This window comes from Methylobacterium sp. 275MFSha3.1, assembly GCF_900108435.1.
In the GTDB taxonomy this organism is placed as follows: domain Bacteria; phylum Pseudomonadota; class Alphaproteobacteria; order Rhizobiales; family Beijerinckiaceae; genus Methylobacterium.
The window spans coordinates 86,091-102,003 of the sequence record NZ_FNWP01000004.1; the positions used below are offsets into that span (position 1 = coordinate 86,091).

The 15,913-nt window shown below is 63.7% G+C and carries 17 protein-coding genes; 4 read left to right on the forward strand and 13 right to left on the reverse strand.

Going from position 1 to position 15,913, the window contains the following annotated elements; genetic code table 11:
* Positions 1–161: 161 nt before the first annotated feature.
* The 3 genes from BLW78_RS05420 to BLW78_RS05430 form a co-directional block, all read right to left on the reverse strand.
* Positions 162–1,937 (reverse strand): AAA family ATPase, encoded by a 1,776-nt coding sequence (locus tag BLW78_RS05420; protein ID WP_091677694.1) that lies wholly within the window; start codon positions 1,935–1,937, stop codon positions 162–164.
* 392 nt (positions 1,938–2,329) lie between these two features.
* Complete coding sequence (locus BLW78_RS05425; RefSeq protein ID WP_139307673.1) at positions 2,330–3,502, reverse strand: hypothetical protein; 1,173 nt, start codon at positions 3,500–3,502, stop codon at positions 2,330–2,332.
* Between the two features lie 121 nt (positions 3,503–3,623).
* The gene (locus BLW78_RS05430; protein ID WP_091677360.1) at positions 3,624–4,163 is read right to left on the reverse strand and encodes a helix-turn-helix domain-containing protein; all 540 of its coding nucleotides are present in this window, start codon (positions 4,161–4,163) and stop codon (positions 3,624–3,626) included.
* A 208-nt stretch (positions 4,164–4,371) separates the two neighbouring features.
* Here BLW78_RS05430 and BLW78_RS30900 point away from each other — a divergent pair, with 208 nt between their 5' ends.
* Complete coding sequence (locus BLW78_RS30900) at positions 4,372–4,677, forward strand: hypothetical protein (RefSeq protein ID WP_139307674.1); 306 nt, start codon at positions 4,372–4,374, stop codon at positions 4,675–4,677.
* Between the two features lie 50 nt (positions 4,678–4,727).
* Here the strand turns inward: BLW78_RS30900 and BLW78_RS05435 are convergent, their stop codons facing one another.
* From BLW78_RS05435 to BLW78_RS05460, 6 genes are all read right to left on the reverse strand, one after another.
* Complete coding sequence (locus tag BLW78_RS05435) at positions 4,728–4,964, reverse strand: hypothetical protein (protein WP_091677362.1); 237 nt, start codon at positions 4,962–4,964, stop codon at positions 4,728–4,730.
* Positions 4,961–5,740: an HK97 family phage prohead protease gene (locus BLW78_RS05440; protein ID WP_091677365.1), complete on the reverse strand. Its 780-nt coding sequence runs from the start codon at positions 5,738–5,740 to the stop codon at positions 4,961–4,963. Before BLW78_RS05440 ends, BLW78_RS05435 begins: the two co-directional genes overlap by 4 nt.
* Before the next feature lie 2 nt (positions 5,741–5,742).
* Positions 5,743–6,600, reverse strand: coding sequence for a hypothetical protein (locus BLW78_RS05445; protein ID WP_091677367.1), 858 nt, complete (start codon positions 6,598–6,600; stop codon positions 5,743–5,745).
* A 16-nt stretch (positions 6,601–6,616) separates the two neighbouring features.
* The gene (locus BLW78_RS05450; protein ID WP_091677370.1) at positions 6,617–6,829 is read right to left on the reverse strand and encodes a hypothetical protein; all 213 of its coding nucleotides are present in this window, start codon (positions 6,827–6,829) and stop codon (positions 6,617–6,619) included.
* 167 nt (positions 6,830–6,996) lie between these two features.
* Complete coding sequence (locus BLW78_RS05455; RefSeq protein WP_244526781.1) at positions 6,997–7,824, reverse strand: tyrosine-type recombinase/integrase; 828 nt, start codon at positions 7,822–7,824, stop codon at positions 6,997–6,999.
* An 850-nt stretch (positions 7,825–8,674) separates the two neighbouring features.
* The gene (locus BLW78_RS05460; protein WP_139307675.1) at positions 8,675–9,268 is read right to left on the reverse strand and encodes a hypothetical protein; all 594 of its coding nucleotides are present in this window, start codon (positions 9,266–9,268) and stop codon (positions 8,675–8,677) included.
* A 1,538-nt stretch (positions 9,269–10,806) separates the two neighbouring features.
* On the opposite strand from BLW78_RS05460, the gene BLW78_RS05470 reads away from it, so the two are divergent.
* On the forward strand, positions 10,807–11,127 hold the full coding sequence (locus BLW78_RS05470; protein WP_091677380.1) for a hypothetical protein: 321 nt from the start codon (positions 10,807–10,809) through the stop codon (positions 11,125–11,127).
* 281 nt (positions 11,128–11,408) lie between these two features.
* Here the strand turns inward: BLW78_RS05470 and BLW78_RS05475 are convergent, their stop codons facing one another.
* The 3 genes from BLW78_RS05475 to BLW78_RS05485 form a co-directional block, all read right to left on the reverse strand.
* Positions 11,409–13,397 carry an ATP-binding protein gene (locus BLW78_RS05475; protein WP_139307676.1) on the reverse strand — a complete coding sequence of 663 codons (1,989 nt, stop codon included), beginning with the start codon at positions 13,395–13,397 and terminating at the stop codon, positions 11,409–11,411.
* A gap of 59 nt (positions 13,398–13,456) precedes the next feature.
* The gene (locus tag BLW78_RS05480) at positions 13,457–13,981 is read right to left on the reverse strand and encodes a hypothetical protein (RefSeq protein ID WP_139307677.1); all 525 of its coding nucleotides are present in this window, start codon (positions 13,979–13,981) and stop codon (positions 13,457–13,459) included.
* Positions 13,982–14,056: 75 nt separating this feature from the next.
* Positions 14,057–14,482, reverse strand: coding sequence for a hypothetical protein (locus BLW78_RS05485; protein WP_091677387.1), 426 nt, complete (start codon positions 14,480–14,482; stop codon positions 14,057–14,059).
* Between the two features lie 182 nt (positions 14,483–14,664).
* On the opposite strand from BLW78_RS05485, the gene BLW78_RS05490 reads away from it, so the two are divergent.
* Positions 14,665–14,865: a hypothetical protein gene (locus BLW78_RS05490; RefSeq protein WP_091677389.1), complete on the forward strand. Its 201-nt coding sequence runs from the start codon at positions 14,665–14,667 to the stop codon at positions 14,863–14,865.
* Between the two features lie 8 nt (positions 14,866–14,873).
* Here BLW78_RS05490 and BLW78_RS05495 read toward each other — a convergent pair whose 3' ends face one another.
* On the reverse strand, positions 14,874–15,089 hold the full coding sequence (locus tag BLW78_RS05495; protein ID WP_244526790.1) for a transcriptional regulator: 216 nt from the start codon (positions 15,087–15,089) through the stop codon (positions 14,874–14,876).
* Positions 15,090–15,188: 99 nt separating this feature from the next.
* Here BLW78_RS05495 and BLW78_RS05500 point away from each other — a divergent pair, with 99 nt between their 5' ends.
* Entirely contained in the window at positions 15,189–15,902 is a 714-nt protein-coding gene (locus tag BLW78_RS05500; protein ID WP_170855097.1) for a helix-turn-helix transcriptional regulator, read from the forward strand.
* Positions 15,903–15,913: the final 11 nt, after the last annotated feature.

Here is a 15,913-nt window from a genome sequence, read left to right on the forward strand (position 1 = left end):
GCCGCCGCAGGGCTCCGATCCGGCGAAAGTCGCGGATCGGTTTAAGTTCGCCTCAAGGATAAGTTGCTGCAATCATTGAGGTACGTTCCTCTGACGCGCTCGCAGGAGCGCGCTGGCGTGCATTCGCAAAGCGTGGGCTTTCTCTTCCTACAGAACTCCACCTAAAGTAGGAGGCCTCGGAGATCCTGAAGAGTCGATCTGAAAAATTCGAAATTGTTTTTGTCCCGTGTGACTGTGCATAGATGCTCTGCAAGTGCTGCTTTGTCGAGCGATCTGATTGTAGTTGTATCGCCCCCTTTGTCGATGACGCGTTGCCTATAGAAGATTTCATCGATTGCTCCGGCGGGTAGCATATTCTCGATGCCATCCGATCTTTCAGTGTTTGAGTAGTTTTTTGGCAGCGATCGAACGTGTATATCTCCAAAACTTTCATTAAGTTTCTTGGCGTCTCGATCATAAAGGAGGACGGTTTTCGACTTAACAAACTGCGGATTATTGCGCAGAAAGTTGAAGGCCGCGGTGAGATTGTCTTTTCCGGATCCAACGCTACCCCGCCCTGTTCGGACTCCTATATATTCGAAATCAACATTCGTCACAAGATCAGTATATCCTAGGAGTTCTGCAGCGGTCCGAATGTACAGTGGATCAGTCTCTCCTTCGCATAGCACAATCGGACGTGCCGCAGCTGAAAGTTTTGATCGTATGTCGGCTTCGAATGATTTTGTCTGCGCAAAGTAGTTATACGAATCTTCAAATTCCCGGAAGCGTTCAGCTTCTATTGTTACACCGGTAGGCATTTCGATGAGTTGAAAGCCGTCTTTTCCAAATTGACGTTCCATCCCCAGGGGGAATAATGGCGCATGAGATGTCATAATGAATTGTATGCGAGGAAACGTCGCAATTAGTGAGGGGAGGACCTCATATTGCAATTCGGCATGTAGATGCGCATCAACCTCGTCAATTAATATTATGCCGCTTATATCTTGGGGATTGATGTCGATTCGTCTCGTTTCCGAATGAGCCAATATGCTCCCGAATATCGAAAGTAATGTTGATTGTCCGGTCGAAAGATTGTCCAAGGTCGGAATATGAACCGCGCCTTGCTTTCCAACCGCAAGTCGCCTGTCTCCGGAAGCGCGGTTTGTTCGCGCTATAAAGACCTCCGGATCTCGCATAATGGTCCGCAACAGATTATTTAGAGTTTGTAGAGTGATATTAGAGGCTATTTTGCTCTGTAGGAATTCCGCAGGCATAGCTGCCCCCTGAAGGGACAAAATTGTATTTAAGTCGAAAGACCCATCCAGGAGCAGGTCCACAATCCAAGGCTTCAGCCGTTGAAGTGCGGACGTCACCACAAGAGGATTCTTGAGGCGAGTACTAAATCTAACTTGTAAGTCTTGATCTGGGTCGTCTTCCAAGATCTCGCTGTTAATCCAATGTGGAATCTCATTTCTGGATGAGGGAAAATAGATATACGTGCCGCTCTCGATGTTGGTCGCAACACCGCCAGGATCTCCGACTACCTCTTTCGTGTTGCCAGACGGGGGCCAAATTAATGCCGGTCCGAAAGTTGCGGCGTCTAAACCTAATGCGGCCGGCTCAATATTCCCGGCTTTGGCTTTATAGTATATGTGGTTTTCGCCGCTGCTAAACCGAGCTAATTCTACGATGTGATTGCACCCCTCTTTTATAGATCTTCCGCCCAGGACTTTAAAATATTTATGACCCGCTCCTTCGAGAGGAGTAACCCGCTGGTAGTGTAGAGATGCGTATTCAACCAAAGCATCGGCGATTGTAGATAGAACGCTTGTTTTGCCTGATCCATTTGTTCCTACAAGCACAATCGGCTTCGGTGATCCATCTTCTTTAATCTGCGGCTCTAGTTCAAGGCGACTAATTGCGCCGTTATTTATTATTACTAAGTTGGTGAGGTACATGTCGCGAATGGGGCTAAGCTGAGCTGAACCTAGCTGTAGCGCGTTCTGAGCTGATACTCAATTCGGTCGGTGGGAATGCCAATCTAAGCGCTAAGTAGACGACGCTAATCTTTACGCATAAATCATATGCAATTTTGTTCGGCGTGTCTCCGGAAAGAACTCGCTTTACAATCTCTTTTTCATCTAAAATTTTTTGTGCGTCCGCTGAACCGAGTGTTTCAATTATTGACATTTGCGGCCCCATTTGTGGAACAAGCGATGAATCTGATCGAGAACTCGATTTACTTTAGCATGACAACGTTGGATAGTATTGAATTGCAATAGTATTTCATGTTCAAGCGTAGTCGTTTGATTTCAGGTCATTCGTAATTCCATTCAAGGGAATTGACGTTTCACGCGGCCGGCGACGGCTTCGGATCGGACGACGGCACGTTGAAGAACCCGTCCGACTTCGTGGCGTCGGGATACCGCTGCTGGAAGGCGGCCAGGTTCACGAGGTCGATCGCGCTCGTGGTCTGTCCATCCGGGGTCTGGGTATGGGTCACGCCGAACAGCTTGAGGTCGAGCTTGGCGTCCTGGACCGGGAACAGCATCGGCGACTTCACCGTCACCATGTCGGCCATGTCCCACAGCGCCCCGGCCGGGTTGAGCCACCCCTGGTAGGCCAGCTTCACCCGCATGAGGGCGGTCTGCATGGCCATCACCTCCATCTTGGTCCGCAGCTGCAACTCCTGCTGCGACAGGGGCATCTCGGCCAGGACCTGACGGAACGTGCCGGGCATGGGATTGCCGCCGCCGAACTTCGACTGCGCTGAGATCTCGGCGGCCTGACGGCCGCTCAGATGGTCCGAGCCCCACTGCTGCGCGTCCAGGATGGCGGTCTCGGCCCCCTGCCAGTCCAGCGAGCAGTTGGCCGAGAGGATGTTGACGCCTTCCTCGAACACGATCCCGGCCGCTTCCTGCTGCCCGATCCCCGCCACGAGGTCGCCGTTCGGGTCGGACCAGAACCACATGCCGCGCTGACGGCACAGGCGGGAGATCGCGGAGAAGGCCGTCTCGCCATGGCGGATGACGACGTTCGGGAACGGTGTGTCCCAGCCGGGGGGCCCGCTCTCTACCCGGAACTTGAGGCCGTAGGGCTTGAGCAGCCGGTTAGCGATTGCGTCGAGCTTGTAGCCGCGGAACTGCCCCGTGCCGGCGTCGGCCGAGGCGAGGTTCGTGATCTCGGACTTGGAGAAACCGGTGACCCGCACCGCGTGGCGGTTCGCATCGTACGCCGCCTGGCGCTGGCCAATCAGGCCCTGCGTGATGAACGGCTGTCCCGCGAGGGTGATGTCGACACGCGTACCCGGCACCAGGACGTCGGACACCGACTTGGCCGCCGAGGCCCAGGACTGCCCCGAGGCAGTCTTCCGCTTGCTGCCCGGGCTGTCCGGTTCGGCGCACGTCAGGCTGAAGGTGCGCATCCAGCTCTTGTCGACCGACTGGCTCGCCTCAATGGTCAGCCAGTCGCGGAACACTCCGCCGTTGGCGCGGACTTCGCAGATTAGATTGGGATTCGGCACGGGCGGTCTCTGGGCATGGGGATGCCGCTCCGAAGCCGTGAGCGGCCCGGATGGCGGGAGGCGACGCCGAGGCCGCCGGCAGGGGTGGAAGGGGTGGGCGAGGCGCTCAGGCGCCGGGGGCCTATTCGGTCGGGAAGTCGGTCACCGCTTCACCCGCCATCCGGAGGTCCCAGCGGCGGCGCAGCTCCTCCTGGGCGACCTTCATCGCTCGATTCCATTCAGCGCGGCACATGGTCTCGATCTCGGTGGGCGACTGCATCGTGCTGCACCGCGCCGCTATCTTGCTGAACGCGCTGTCGATCTGCCCGCGCAGGGCTTGGCAGAAGACGCTCATGTCGGCGACAGCATCCTCACGCGACACCACGCTCTTCAGGCGCTCGTCCAGATCGATCTCCGCCATGGTCGCGAGTGCGACGGACCGGCGGCGATCCGCCTCTTCCTTCGTGACGGCCGTGCCGTCTCCGCCGCTTGCCGCGGCCACGCTGGCGACGGCGCGCTCGATCCGCCAATCGACGATGTCGGGAAGCGAGAGCTGCCACTCGACACCGCGCTCGCGATCGGCTTTCTCGATGGCCGGGCAGCCTTCCCGCAGCCATTGGGATAGCGTGTTCCTGTGCACCCCCAGCAGGGTCGCGGCTTGGCTAAGGCTATGTGTCTGCATGCGAAATCCTTCCCGCGATTGCTCGGGGGGTGCTGATGCTGCCTCGGGTTTGAAAATTTCTCAGAGGGTGAACCGATGGGGTCCGAATTCCCCTCACCGGCACCCCCCTCCCGGAAGGACCCGCGGTATGGGGCAGCCGTGACCTTTTCCGGTGAGGCCGCTATGGCGCCAGGCGACGTTGTCGTGCGTCGCGGAAAGGACGTGGCTCATGCCAGAGAATTGGGATGTTCAATCTGTCTCGCCCCTCACCGCAGGGAGTTGCCTCTATCTCATCCCCACCCCACAGCCCGGGCATCCGACGATTCCTGAGGTCGGCCACGTATTCCGGATCGAGTATATGGCGGGAAAGCGCGCCAGCGGCGTCGTCAGCGCGCGCAACGGACCACGCGTTACTGTTGATGTGAAGGATCATGGCAAGCTGATCATCGAGCCCGCTCCGGCTAATCATTTTTGTAGAGGCGGGGTCAGGAGCCAGATGCAGGTCTTCGATTACATTATCGTCGAGGTAGTCTGAAAAGTTGATTGTACCGGACGTCTGACTGAGACGTCCGGTACAGATGGGGCTCAGTGTCTCGCCTCGCTCGCGACCGGCTGAAGCGCGAACATGATGAGGTCGAGGGCACCGGCCAGCGTCACGACCTGGTCGTGGGTCAGCTCGAAGCCCTTGTTGAGCGCCCAGACGGCGATGCCGTCGCGGGCCATCTTGGCGAAGCCGGGGTTCTCGATCGCTTCGTGCAGCGGCTCGGCCGCCTCCACGACTGCGCAGATCGCGGCGTACAGGGCGGGGGGCGTCTCTCTCATCGGCCGAGCAGGTAGCCCTTGCGCTTCATGCTCCGCGCCATCTTCGCACCGGCCGCGCGCTCGGCCGCCTCGCGCGCCTTGGCGTCGCGTGCCGCCCTCTGCTCGCTGGCCGGCGTCGATCCGCGCATGCGCTGCATCACGGCCAACGCCCGCTCCTGCGAGCTGGGCGTGCGCTTCGGGATCGGCTTGCCGAGGAGGCGGGCGAAGTGTGCCTGGCCTTGCTCGATCTCGGACATCGGCTTGGGCGCGGCGCGTCGGCCGCCCCGGGCCGAGCGGATCTGCGCGCCGGCGTCGGCCGGCACGGGCACCGCGGAGATCTCTAGCGGCTCCCAGTCGACGGCGATCTTCACCTGCTCGTCGCCCTCGTCCGGCAGGTTCTCGTGCCTGTGGACCCAGTAGCCGACGCTGACGTTGCGGATCACGCCCTCGCGGATCTTCTGCACCGTGTCGGCGACGCCGCGGGCCCGGGAGAGCTGCACCGTGCAGATGCCCTTTCCGCCCTCGACGCGCGCCGAACCGCGGACCACGCTCCCGACCACGCGCGAGCATTCGGAGCTGTCGTGGGTGTCGATGAACGGCGCGCCGGCGTTCAGCCGCTCAAGCCGCACGTGGCCCGACTTCAGGGACAGCTCCTCCAGGAAGCCCTCCCCGGTCCAGGCGTCGTACATCGGCGCGCGCGCACCAGTCGTCCACACGACCTCGATCGTGTAGGCGTCGGCATCGAACGAGGCGGAGCGCAGCCGGGCCTTCCGGTGGCGGGTCTGATGCTCTGCCATGGTCAGGACCTCCCGCCGAGATGCGCCATGGAGCGCGGCGCGCCGCCGCCGAGGGGCGGGTTGGCCGGCGCGGCCGAGTACTGGTGAGCGCTGAGGAAGTCGGCACCGTGAACGCCGGAGCCGGGCGGTGCCAGGAAGCCGCCATGCGGAGCCCAGAACGGCGCATCGCCGAAGCCGAGGCCCGGCAGCGACACGAGGTTGCGCAGCGGCACGTGCGGGATCGCCATGGCACCGGGGGAGGTGATCTCCTCCTCCTTCACGCAGCGGTCGTACTGCTCGCCATCCTGGCGGATGAGCGCTTCCTCGCCGGTCTTCTTGTTGACCCAGACGTGCCGCTTGATCTTGCGGGTCTTCGGCCGGATTTCGGCACGCCCGCGGAACGGCTCGAACTCCATGGAGATCAGCCCCGCGCCGTCCGGCCGGCGGGCGTTGGCCGCCTCGATCTGCTTGCCGATCTCCGTCGTGCGGGCCAGCAGCTCGGCCAGCTCGCGGGCGAGACGCGGATACTCCTCGCGGTAGAGGCGCGCGGCTTCCTCGGCCGCCTCGCGCGCGGCCTTGTAGGCCTGCCGGCGGACACCCTGCTCGGAGGCGTACCGCTCGGCCGCGTCGAGGGCTTCGTGCTCGGCCACGAGCTTGCCTCGGCGGGTGGCGTCCACCTCGCCCTCGATGCGGGCGCGGCTGATCCGGGCGTCCAGCGCAACGATCGCGTCAACCTTGCCGGCCTCGACAAGCCCGGGGCGCTCGCCCTCCAGCTCGGCGAGCATGGCGACACGGGGGCGAGCGGCTTCGTCCAGGGCCTCGATATCGGCACGGACGGTGGTGGCCGTGCGTACGGCCGCGATCTTCGATTGGGACTTCATGGGGCGGCTCCGGGTCTCACGAGCGGGCAAGGCGGGCATTCGGCGATGCGCCGGGCTCGTCCGGGATCACCTCCAGAACTTCGCCACCCCAGCGGGCGATGATCCGATCCGCTTCGTCCGCCTCCAGGATAATCTCCGTCCCAGGCGGGGCGTGGAACGCGACAGCAGGGCCGTGCTCCTCATCTGGCACGGCGACGGTGACGCCTGCGGTGATGCGCTTCTTCGGCATGGTGTTCTCTCTGGCTGTGATGATGCGGCCCGCGCACGGCTTGACCCCCCGTGACGAATGTCGACGCGAGGCGGGGAGCCGTGCTTTCCGTTGTTCGAGGGGGCCGCTTGCCCCGTCAGAGAGCGCCTCGCGCCATCTCTGCCGACCCGCTCAGGCCGGATCCGCTGCTACACGCCCAGGAACTTCGCCGAGCTCTCGGACGGTCGGGCGTGCAGGTATCTGCCTGTGGTGCTGACGCTCGCGTGCCCGAGCGTGGCCTGCACCAGGTGAATCGGCGCGCCTCGATCGAGCGCGTGGCTGGCGTGGGCGTGCCGAAGCCAGTGCGCTGACACATCGGCCGAGAGGCCGGCGCGCGCCGCGGCCCGCTTCACGATGCGATGCGCCTGGGTCAGGCTGAGGCCGCGCCCGCTCGGCTGCGCCCGGAACACGAAGGCGTCCGGCTCGGGTGCATCCTGCAGCGCCTGGACGAGCTTCCACGTGTTGGCGGACAGGAGCACGATTCGCGTCTTGCCGCCCTTGCCGTAGACCGTCGCCTGCCCGGATCCGTCGCGGGCGGCGAGGTCGCGCCAGCGGAGCCCGATTCCCTCCGAGATCCGCAGGCCTGCGCCGTAGAGCAGCGTCAGGAAGGCCCGGTTCCGCGGGTCCCGCTCCAGCGCGATCATGCACATGGCGTCCGGCTCGGCGAGGATCCGCTCGGCGAGCGTGTTCTTGACCGGCGGGGCCTTGAGCGCCTTGCCGACGTTCACGACCAGCGCCCCGGTCTCCTGCGCGAAGCTGAAGAGGGACTTCAGCGCTGCGGCGGCGTTCGCCCGGGTCGCGGAGGCCTTCCCGTCGAGCGTGGCGAGGTAGGCCTGCAGGTCGGCCAGCGTCGCGGTGTCGAGCGGCCGGCCGAGATGGGCGAGGAAGCGCTGAGCGGTCGCGCGGTACTTCCGACGGGTGTGCGGGCTCGCCGAACGAGCCGCCCAGCTCTCGATCAAGGGGGCGTCGTCGGACACGGTGAAAGCTCCGGGGAAGATAAGGCCACTTCTCTGCCGCGGCCTCGGCTACGAAAAGGAGCGCCCCGAAACCGGAGCTCCGGCTCGGGGCGCGAGTAGCGGCGTCGACGGTACTGGGGGAGGTGCCGCCGCCCGGCCGCGCGCGATCGTCACCGGAGGTGGCGACGGCGGACGGCTCGGTTCTGGCGGTGACGGCAGGCGGGCGCTGATCGCGTCTTGCGTCGGTCCCGTCCCAAGCGGGCGGTGACGTGCCTGCGGATACGAAAAGGCCCGGCAACCGCGAGGTTCCGGGCACACGTTTCGTGACAGTGATGATTTTCGGCGGTTTACCCCCCGACTGTCAACTGCGACGATGGATCAAAGGGGAGTGTTCCTGATGCCGAAGCTGCACTGCTGGGTCCTTGTCGGAGAAAAGGAGGTCCGCAAAGGCTCCGTGGTAAGAGCGCTGACCGGTGTGGGGAACGGTCGGGATGCGCGAGTTGAGCTCCGAAACGGCCAATGGCTTCATCTTGCCCACGCCACAGTCAGCTCAGTGAACGAGGGGACCAATCCACCTCAACCGCAAGCTTGGGTGCAGCAGCAGATGCAGCTTGCGACCAGAGGTCGTCGTAATCTCTTGCTATGCTTCCGCCTCACAATACGTCCAGGATTTAATGCGCAAGATTATGTCGAAGAATTAGACAAGGCCGGCGCAAGTATCGAGTCGATAGTTACGCTCGGACAGGACAACGTCATATGGGCCCCAGGATACGGGGTGCCATTTGCTGCCGTTCCGAATTCCCAATGGACTCCTACGGCAACGACAGCTCGGCAAGTGCGCGACTTCTGGCAATGGGCGTGATGCGCCTGCTCAGCACGGGCCGCCGCGGATCGGAGATCGATTTGGCCCCGTGGCGGTGTGCTGCGCCTCGGTCAGCGCCTCGAGGAGGAGCCGGAAGTGCTCGGCGATCGAGCGCACGCCCATCTCGCCCGTCCGGCCGCGCGCCGCCGCGTAGCTCTTGAAGGTGTGGCCGTCTGCGAGGATCGCGCGGAGGAAGCGCGCGCCCGAGCGGCCGATCTCCTGCTCCAGGCGCGCCATGAACCGGCGGATGCGCTCGGCATCCTCCATCTTCAGGATCATCGCGAGGTCCTGCGCCGCGCTGGTGCCGGAGGCCGGCGCATCGTTCCAGGTACCCGAACCGAGGCGCGCGCCGGAGCCGCGCTCGAACGCGGCCTGGATCATCCGGCCAACGAGGTACTGCGCCTCGGTGATCCGGTCGTTGCCACGCTCTGCGGCCAGGAGGTCGACGCGGCGTGTCGCGCCGCCGCCCGGCTGGACGACGGCGGGGCTCGCCAGCGGTACCGGGGCAACCGCGGTGCGGCGAGCGGCAGTGGCTTTCCGGGGACCGACCGCCTCGCGGCCTCGATCGGGGGACGGCGCGCGCGGCATGGTGTCGGGGTTCAAGGGCTCTGCGGACAAGGGCCAGCCTTTCTGCCGCCCAGGGTCCGACGCGGGCGACGTTATCTGTCCTCCCCCGCGCTCTTGAGCATGGTCAAGATAATTCGTTCCCTGCTTGGGCAGGTCTCCGGGATAGGCCGACTGCCTGACCAGAGGGGCGTTCGAAGCGAGCGATGGTTCAAATCCCCTAAACGCTCGTAATTATTTGTTAACCAAGGTTATAGTTTCGAGAAAATGACCGCTTGTCTCAAAAAGGCGAGCGATCGATGACCGGCCTGGCGAGTTAATAACTCAGCAACCTAGCTAGCGCCGAAAGCATAAAATTTTAGTTATTTAGGCGGTGTCGGGCGAGTAAAATGCTAATCGCAGCTTTGTTGTTTCTCGCTGGGTTGATTCTCGGGTGGGGTTTCAACATATTCACTCTTTTAATGTCATCAGCTACAATTTTTTTCGGTGTAATCCTTCTTGCCGTACAAACCACCGGCTTCGGCGTTTTGCAATTAATGCTCTTGTTTGCCTATCTTCTCGCCCACCAAGCTGGTTTTCTTGTTGGTTCTTACTTGAGCTACGGCCGCAATAATTAGTGCGTCGGAACATTCTACCAAAGCCAGATTATCCGCCCGGAGTACAGATAAATCGGTATCCAGATGGTGATAGCTGCTACGACTGCTGCAATGACGAGGGGCAGAGCGGGGCGTGAAATTGATTTTTTCCGGAAATTTATGGCCATAGCAACGGGATTCACTTCTAACATCCTAAAATCACACCGTGGCGGCGAAGTATTTGACGGAATTTTCTTCTGGAGGTCTGTGCCTGAATAAATCTTAGTCCGTACCGATTCCGAGAAGCACATTTCCGTTGCCCTATGGCATAAAGCCAGGCAAGCGAAGCCTTCAAATGCTCAATTAGTAGTATTTTACGTGCTTGATCGCACGGGATCTAAGCCACCTTGTTCAAAACTTGAATCAGGTCGCCGCAGGAGTGATCCAAAATCAGAGTCACGAGTCGCCGGTGGTTGTTCCTCGATGGGCTGGTGCTTGGTGATTCGCTCCGGTCGAGGACTATTAGGATCGGCTCACGGGCAATGGTGGCTCTGGGTGAAGGCGAGAAGCGGACGAAGGCTTCAGGTGTGGCATCACCACCCTGGTAGCGGCCGCCTCGACATGGCACCCCCGGTCGATGACGAAGCCAGCGACCTGCGAAGTGAAGATCGAGGACGGTTGGCGCGCTGTCAGCTTGGATGAAGCAGCAGTCCAGCACGCGTCAGCGGTGAAGCGTTGCCCAGCGTGCCACGGGCGGATCCTGATCCTCGGGACCTACAGCGGTCCCGCCGTCCGGCGGAGCCTGGCGCACAGGAAGTCGCACAACGGCTGCCCGTTGCAGCCCGATAGGTATTCCGGCACGCCCTCCCCTCACCCGCAGGCGCTCGCATAGCCTCGGCGACGGCGACCGCGCGCAGAACACTCCACCGGCGGTGTCGCGCGGTCGCGGCACCGGCGGCCTCTCCGCCGGGTTGTGATGGCCTGATCCGGAGGAGACGGACCATGATCTTCGAGGCTGATCACGGGCAGACCGAAGCGCCGTTCGCGACCGCCGTCGGCGTGTTCCGCACCGCTATGGTGACCTTCGCCCGAGAGGTCGCCAACCGGGACCCGCAGCTCGCCGCGGCGGCGTTCGCAGCGGCAGAGGCCGCCGTGCAGGACCGTCTCGGGGTCGGCCCAGGCGGAGGAGAGGCACTGGACGCGATCGGCCGGGACGCGGCGATCCGCAACGCCGTGAGCCACCAGCTCCGGAAGGTCCTGACCGCCGCGAAGGCCGCGATCGACGAGCAGGCGGGCGACGGGGCCCTCGACGCTGGCGGGTGATTGGTCGAACCGCTCTTGCGGTTTGCCTCGACACGGACCCGTGGCGCGGTTCATCCCGATCCTCGCCTCCTCGACCGCCCTCACCCCGTTCCGCGAGCTGAGGATCTGAACCTTCAGGGTTTTCCCTGCCCGGTCGAAACTCAGCCCCGCGTGACAGGCGTGACACGGAGGGGGCCCCACTACGTGGGGGACCCCCTCGATGTCACGCTTCCTGTCACAGTGTCGGGGGGCGTGACAGGCGTGACATTTGCCGCTTGTCACGCGTGTCACGCCTGTCACGGTCAGGCTTTCCATAGCCACTCCTCCCCGGCCCAGACCGCGGTCCGGAACCCGTGCTTCGGGCATGCCGCCAGCGCTCTCTTGAGCGCTTGGCGGACCGTGTTCGCGGCCTTGTCGCCGTCAGTCTCGCCGGTCGCGTAGCGGCGCCGGAATTCTGGCCGCAGCTCCTCGACGGTGATCGCCCGCACCAGCTCCCCGTCGCCCCGCACCTGCACGTCCCGGCCATGGGTCTGCAGCACCTCGGCGAAGGCGCCCTTTAGGGCGACGATCGGCAGAGGATCTTTCTGCGGACGCTGGCGCGTCGTGGTGAGCGGCTGGTCCAGCGCGGGTTCGACGACGCAGGCGCCGAACGGTTCTCCGTCGTCGTCGATGCCGAGCTCGACGAACCGGAGATCAAACCCGGCGATCGGTCCCTCCTCTCCATGCCGGTTCTTCGCGAGGTTGAGGGAGCGCTCCGCGACCTCGCCCGTGACGTGGTTGCGGTTGGCGAGCACGCTCAGCACGGCGTCGGCGCCGCCGCGGTAGGCCGAGGAGCCGCGCAGGCCGGTGTCCTCGCTCTTGCCGTAGTGGTGGATCGGCAGCACCAGGGCCCCGATCGGCTCGCCGAGCATGCGCATGTGGCGGAGCGCTTGCTGAGCCTCGGCCGCATCGTTCTCGTCGGCCAGTGCGAACGCCGCGGCGAGGGTGTCGATCACGATCAGGCCGAGACGCACGCCGAACTGCTCGAGCATCCTCTCGTTCACGGCGTGTATCTTCGGCTGCAGCGCCTGCACCTCCTTCGCGTCGGCGAGGTTCGGGACCGCACCCAGCCATGCGATCGGCAGCCGATTCCGATCCGACCGGTGTAGGCGCGCGGCGCTGATCCGCCCGGCCATTGTGCCGGCACCCTCGGCGGCGAGGACCAGCGTGCCGACCCGCTCGAGGATCCGGCGCCCGAAGAACGGCTCGCCCGTCCCCAGCGACACGGCGAGGTCGATGCCGGTGAACGTCTTGCCGGCCCCGGACTGCCCGCCGAGGATCGCGACGCCTTCGGCCGGCAGCAGGTTCTTGACGAGGTAGCGCGGCGGCTCGGGCGCGGCATCCCCGTCGAAGGCGAAGCCCATCAGCAGCGCCTCGGTGCTCGCCCCCTCGATCGTCTCGGCCGCCTCGATCCGCTCCCACAGTTCCTCGGGGGTGCCGCCGGCCTCGATCCAGTCCGAGACGTCGCCCTTCTCGGGGACGTCGGTGAAGTGCACGATCCGCACCCGGGCCGCCGACGCTGCACAGGCCTCGATCTTCTTCTCGGCGCAGCTGCGTCCGGCGGCATCGTTGTCGGCCAGGATCACGACGTCCCGGCCCGCGAGCAGCTCGGCGCAACCGTCGGGCACGTCCTGGGCGCCGCCAAAGGTGAAGGCCGGGAGGCCGAGCCGGGCGAGCGTGTCGACGTCCTTCTCACCCTCTGGCCAGAACACCGTGTCGGCCGCGAGTTCGGGGTCGAAGGGGTCGAGCGCTGCGACGTACGGGACCGGCTCGTATCCCTCGGGCTTCTGGGCCTGCCAGCCTGTCACCCGGGCCTCGACGTCCCGCACGAGGTAGAAGTCGATGAAGGGCGCGCCCCGGGTCTTCTTGATCTTCATCCGGACGATCTGCCCGGCCCGGCGGTAGGCGTGGCGCCGACCGGGGATCTCGCCGGCCACGGGCGGCGGCTCCGGCTCGCCGACCGCCTGCAGTCCCCAGCGGACACCCGGCTCCAGCGGCGTCATGACGGGAATCGGTGCAGCGGCGAGTTTCACCGGCGGCCGCCGGGCGGCCGGCCGGCTCTGCCCGTTTCCGCGTGACGGCCGCCGTTCGCGTCGGGTGGCAGCCGGCAGGCCTAGGCGCTCGCGGACCCAGTCCTTGGCGGCGAGCGGATCGTCGCCGGCGAAGCTGTGCACCACGAAGCCGTCCGGCGCGTTGGGGTCGACCGTGATCGAGAGCGAGGCATCTCGCGCCGAGTGACCGGGCGCGCGCACCAGCACGTCCCTGCCGCTGATCCGGCCGCTCGTGGCTCGAGCTATGGTGCCGAGGTCGATCAAGCGTTGCCAGCCGCCACGGTGCAGACCAGCATGTTGGCCTGCGGCGCCGCGACCTTCAGCAGGTCCAGCCACGCGGCCTCTTGCTCCGGCCTGGTCTCGACGATGAGGGTGCAGAAGCCCGCGACCGCCAGGGCGGCCGCGGCGGCGTAGAGGTCGGGCACGATGTCCGAGGAGATCAGCGTGATGCTGCGCGCCTGCGCGGCCAGCCGCCGGATCGACTTGCGATGGAAGCCTGCCGGCCCGAGCGAGCGGTCCGTGTCGTCGGCGATGAGCCCGACCAAACTGCCTCGTCTCTCGACGGCGAACGGGCCGCAGTTCTGTCCAACCACGAGGAAGCCGATGCCGGGGTTCAGCATCGCGGCGTAGATCGGACGCAGATGAGCGCTACCGGTACGCGAGAGCTCCGCGAGCCGGGCGCGCGGGATGTAGCCGTCGAAGCCTATGCCGCCATTGGCATAATCGGGCCGGACCCTTGCCGACGCACCGGGCCGCGCGCTACGTTCTGCGTTGCGAGAATGCATGGACACCTCCTCCGCCGCTTCCGGGGCCAACCGGGGCGGCGGTTCGCGTTTCAGGGGTGGGTTCAGCGAGGGTCCTCAGGCGCCCTCAGCCACGGCGCGATCGCGAAGGCTCGCGCCTTCAGCGCGGCCGCCTGGGCTCGGGCCTGATCCAGCACCGTGATGCTGCGCCGGATCAGCCGACGCGCCCTCCATTCGGCGAAGCGTCGCTGCCATGAAGGCGCGGAGTTCGGCGACCTCGCTTTCCAGGGATCGGAGTCGCTCAAGGTCCATCTCCACGGGCGTGCTGGCGAAGGCCGAGACGGTGGCCCGGGCCTGGAGGAGTTCGGGCGGATCCACGCGGGTGCGCGGATCGGCGTACCAGAGGTCTTTCGTGCGGCTGTAGGACCAGCCCAGCGCGCGCGCTGCGGCGCGGATCCGGGCCTTCACCAGCCCGGCCGGCCCGGCGATCTCCCGCAGCAGGCCGCTCATCTCGGCATGCGGGTCGAGGGCCACGGCGCTCATGCGGCGACACTCCGAAGGGTATTCGGACATTCCGACGCTCTCCCGTGCTTCGATGCTGATCGCAGCAAGGGAGCACAGCGATGGAGGTCCGACAGGCGAACAGGAACAGCGATCCGGGATCTGCCGGCCGCCGTAGTCTTGGCGGGCATGGGTGGTCGGCAGGACCGGACGGGAGAGATGGATTGGTCAGCGCTAGGGCGGTTGCCGAGGTGCTGGCTATCCTGGTGGTCGACCTGATCGGCGTGCTGCCGGTCAGCGACCGGGCGGCGACGCTGGAGCGGCTGGCAAACCGGTTGGACGATCAGAGCCGGACGCCGGGCGGACGGGAGACAGCTGCGCTGCTCAGCAGCGTCGCTGAGGCGCTGATGCGGCTGGAGGGGTGAGGCCGGCATCAAGCCCGTGCCTCGATCTGACCCTCTTCGACAGGATAAAGGTCCGGGCGGATGCGCGAGCGGTGAACCCCAAGGATGCGCTCAAGCTCGATCACTCGCTTGGATGGGACCTGCTCCCATTGCTGCAGAGCCTGACGCGAAACGCCGAGCCGCTTAGCCAGCTCGTTCAAGCCGCCAACTGCGGACGCGGCCATCCGAATCTCAGATGCGTTCATGTGGCTCTGATGGCAGGTTCCGCTTGCGTACGCAAGCTATTCTTGCATGGATGCTAGCGGGGCTTCCCTTCTAATTGCATGATGGCGAACACACTCGGAATGGTGCTCAGAGCTGCGCGGCTTCGCTGGAAAATCAGCCAGCAAGCTATCGCTGATAGACTGAGCGTAACAAGGACGGCGGTCGGTCTATGGGAAACCGACCGGAATGCACCGTCGACTGAAAATCTTATCAGTATATGTCAGCTATATCACATTGATTTAGAAGCCGCCTCTCGCGGTGAGTTGAAGTTTGTTAACGGATACGACGATTACCACGCCACATTGGATGGCGCTTTTTCTGAGACCGTTGATCGAAAACGCAGCGAAGTGGGCTCGCAGCATGGCCTGATCGCTGATGATGACGTTGTTCCATTGTACATGACGGTGGCTGCCCCAGAGATGGACTACTTTTTCATCACTGAGCGACCATCACTGATGCTAGGGCGCCCAGCCGACGCGCCGAAGAGCGAAAGTATTTATATGTTGGCAATTATGGACAGTAAGATGGAGCCAGATTATAAGAAATTGTCGATGGTATATGTTGATGCGCGCGGAGTTCCTCGCATCGGTGATGATGTGATTATACGAGCCGCAGATTTTGACAGATTTTCTGGATCTAACCTCAATGCGTTCGATATGCAGAAATGTTATTTTGGGCGTCTAGAAAAATACGATCCTGAGCATCTCACAATCGCGCACACGAACCCCAGAAGCGTGATCCGCATCGCCTCGCAGCAGGCGATGTCGATCCACAAAGTCGTTCGGACCGACTGACGCAAGTATCA

Coding starts and splice junctions, on each gene's coding strand:
- BLW78_RS05495 (WP_244526790.1), bottom strand. CDS start 15,089: ATGAACGCATCTGAGATTCGGATGGCCGCGTCCGCAGTTGGCGGCTTG.
- BLW78_RS05435 (WP_091677362.1), bottom strand. CDS start 4,964: ATGAGAGAGACGCCCCCCGCCCTGTACGCCGCGATCTGCGCAGTCGTG.
- BLW78_RS30900 (WP_139307674.1), top strand. CDS start 4,372: ATGCCAGAGAATTGGGATGTTCAATCTGTCTCGCCCCTCACCGCAGGG.
- BLW78_RS05450 (WP_091677370.1), bottom strand. CDS start 6,829: ATGCCGAAGAAGCGCATCACCGCAGGCGTCACCGTCGCCGTGCCAGAT.
- BLW78_RS05500 (WP_170855097.1), top strand. CDS start 15,189: ATGGTGCTCAGAGCTGCGCGGCTTCGCTGGAAAATCAGCCAGCAAGCT.
- BLW78_RS05440 (WP_091677365.1), bottom strand. CDS start 5,740: ATGGCAGAGCATCAGACCCGCCACCGGAAGGCCCGGCTGCGCTCCGCC.
- BLW78_RS05445 (WP_091677367.1), bottom strand. CDS start 6,600: ATGAAGTCCCAATCGAAGATCGCGGCCGTACGCACGGCCACCACCGTC.
- BLW78_RS05470 (WP_091677380.1), top strand. CDS start 10,807: ATGATCTTCGAGGCTGATCACGGGCAGACCGAAGCGCCGTTCGCGACC.
- BLW78_RS05485 (WP_091677387.1), bottom strand. CDS start 14,482: ATGAGCGCCGTGGCCCTCGACCCGCATGCCGAGATGAGCGGCCTGCTG.
- BLW78_RS05430 (WP_091677360.1), bottom strand. CDS start 4,163: ATGCAGACACATAGCCTTAGCCAAGCCGCGACCCTGCTGGGGGTGCAC.
- BLW78_RS05420 (WP_091677694.1), bottom strand. CDS start 1,937: ATGTACCTCACCAACTTAGTAATAATAAATAACGGCGCAATTAGTCGC.
- BLW78_RS05480 (WP_139307677.1), bottom strand. CDS start 13,981: ATGCATTCTCGCAACGCAGAACGTAGCGCGCGGCCCGGTGCGTCGGCA.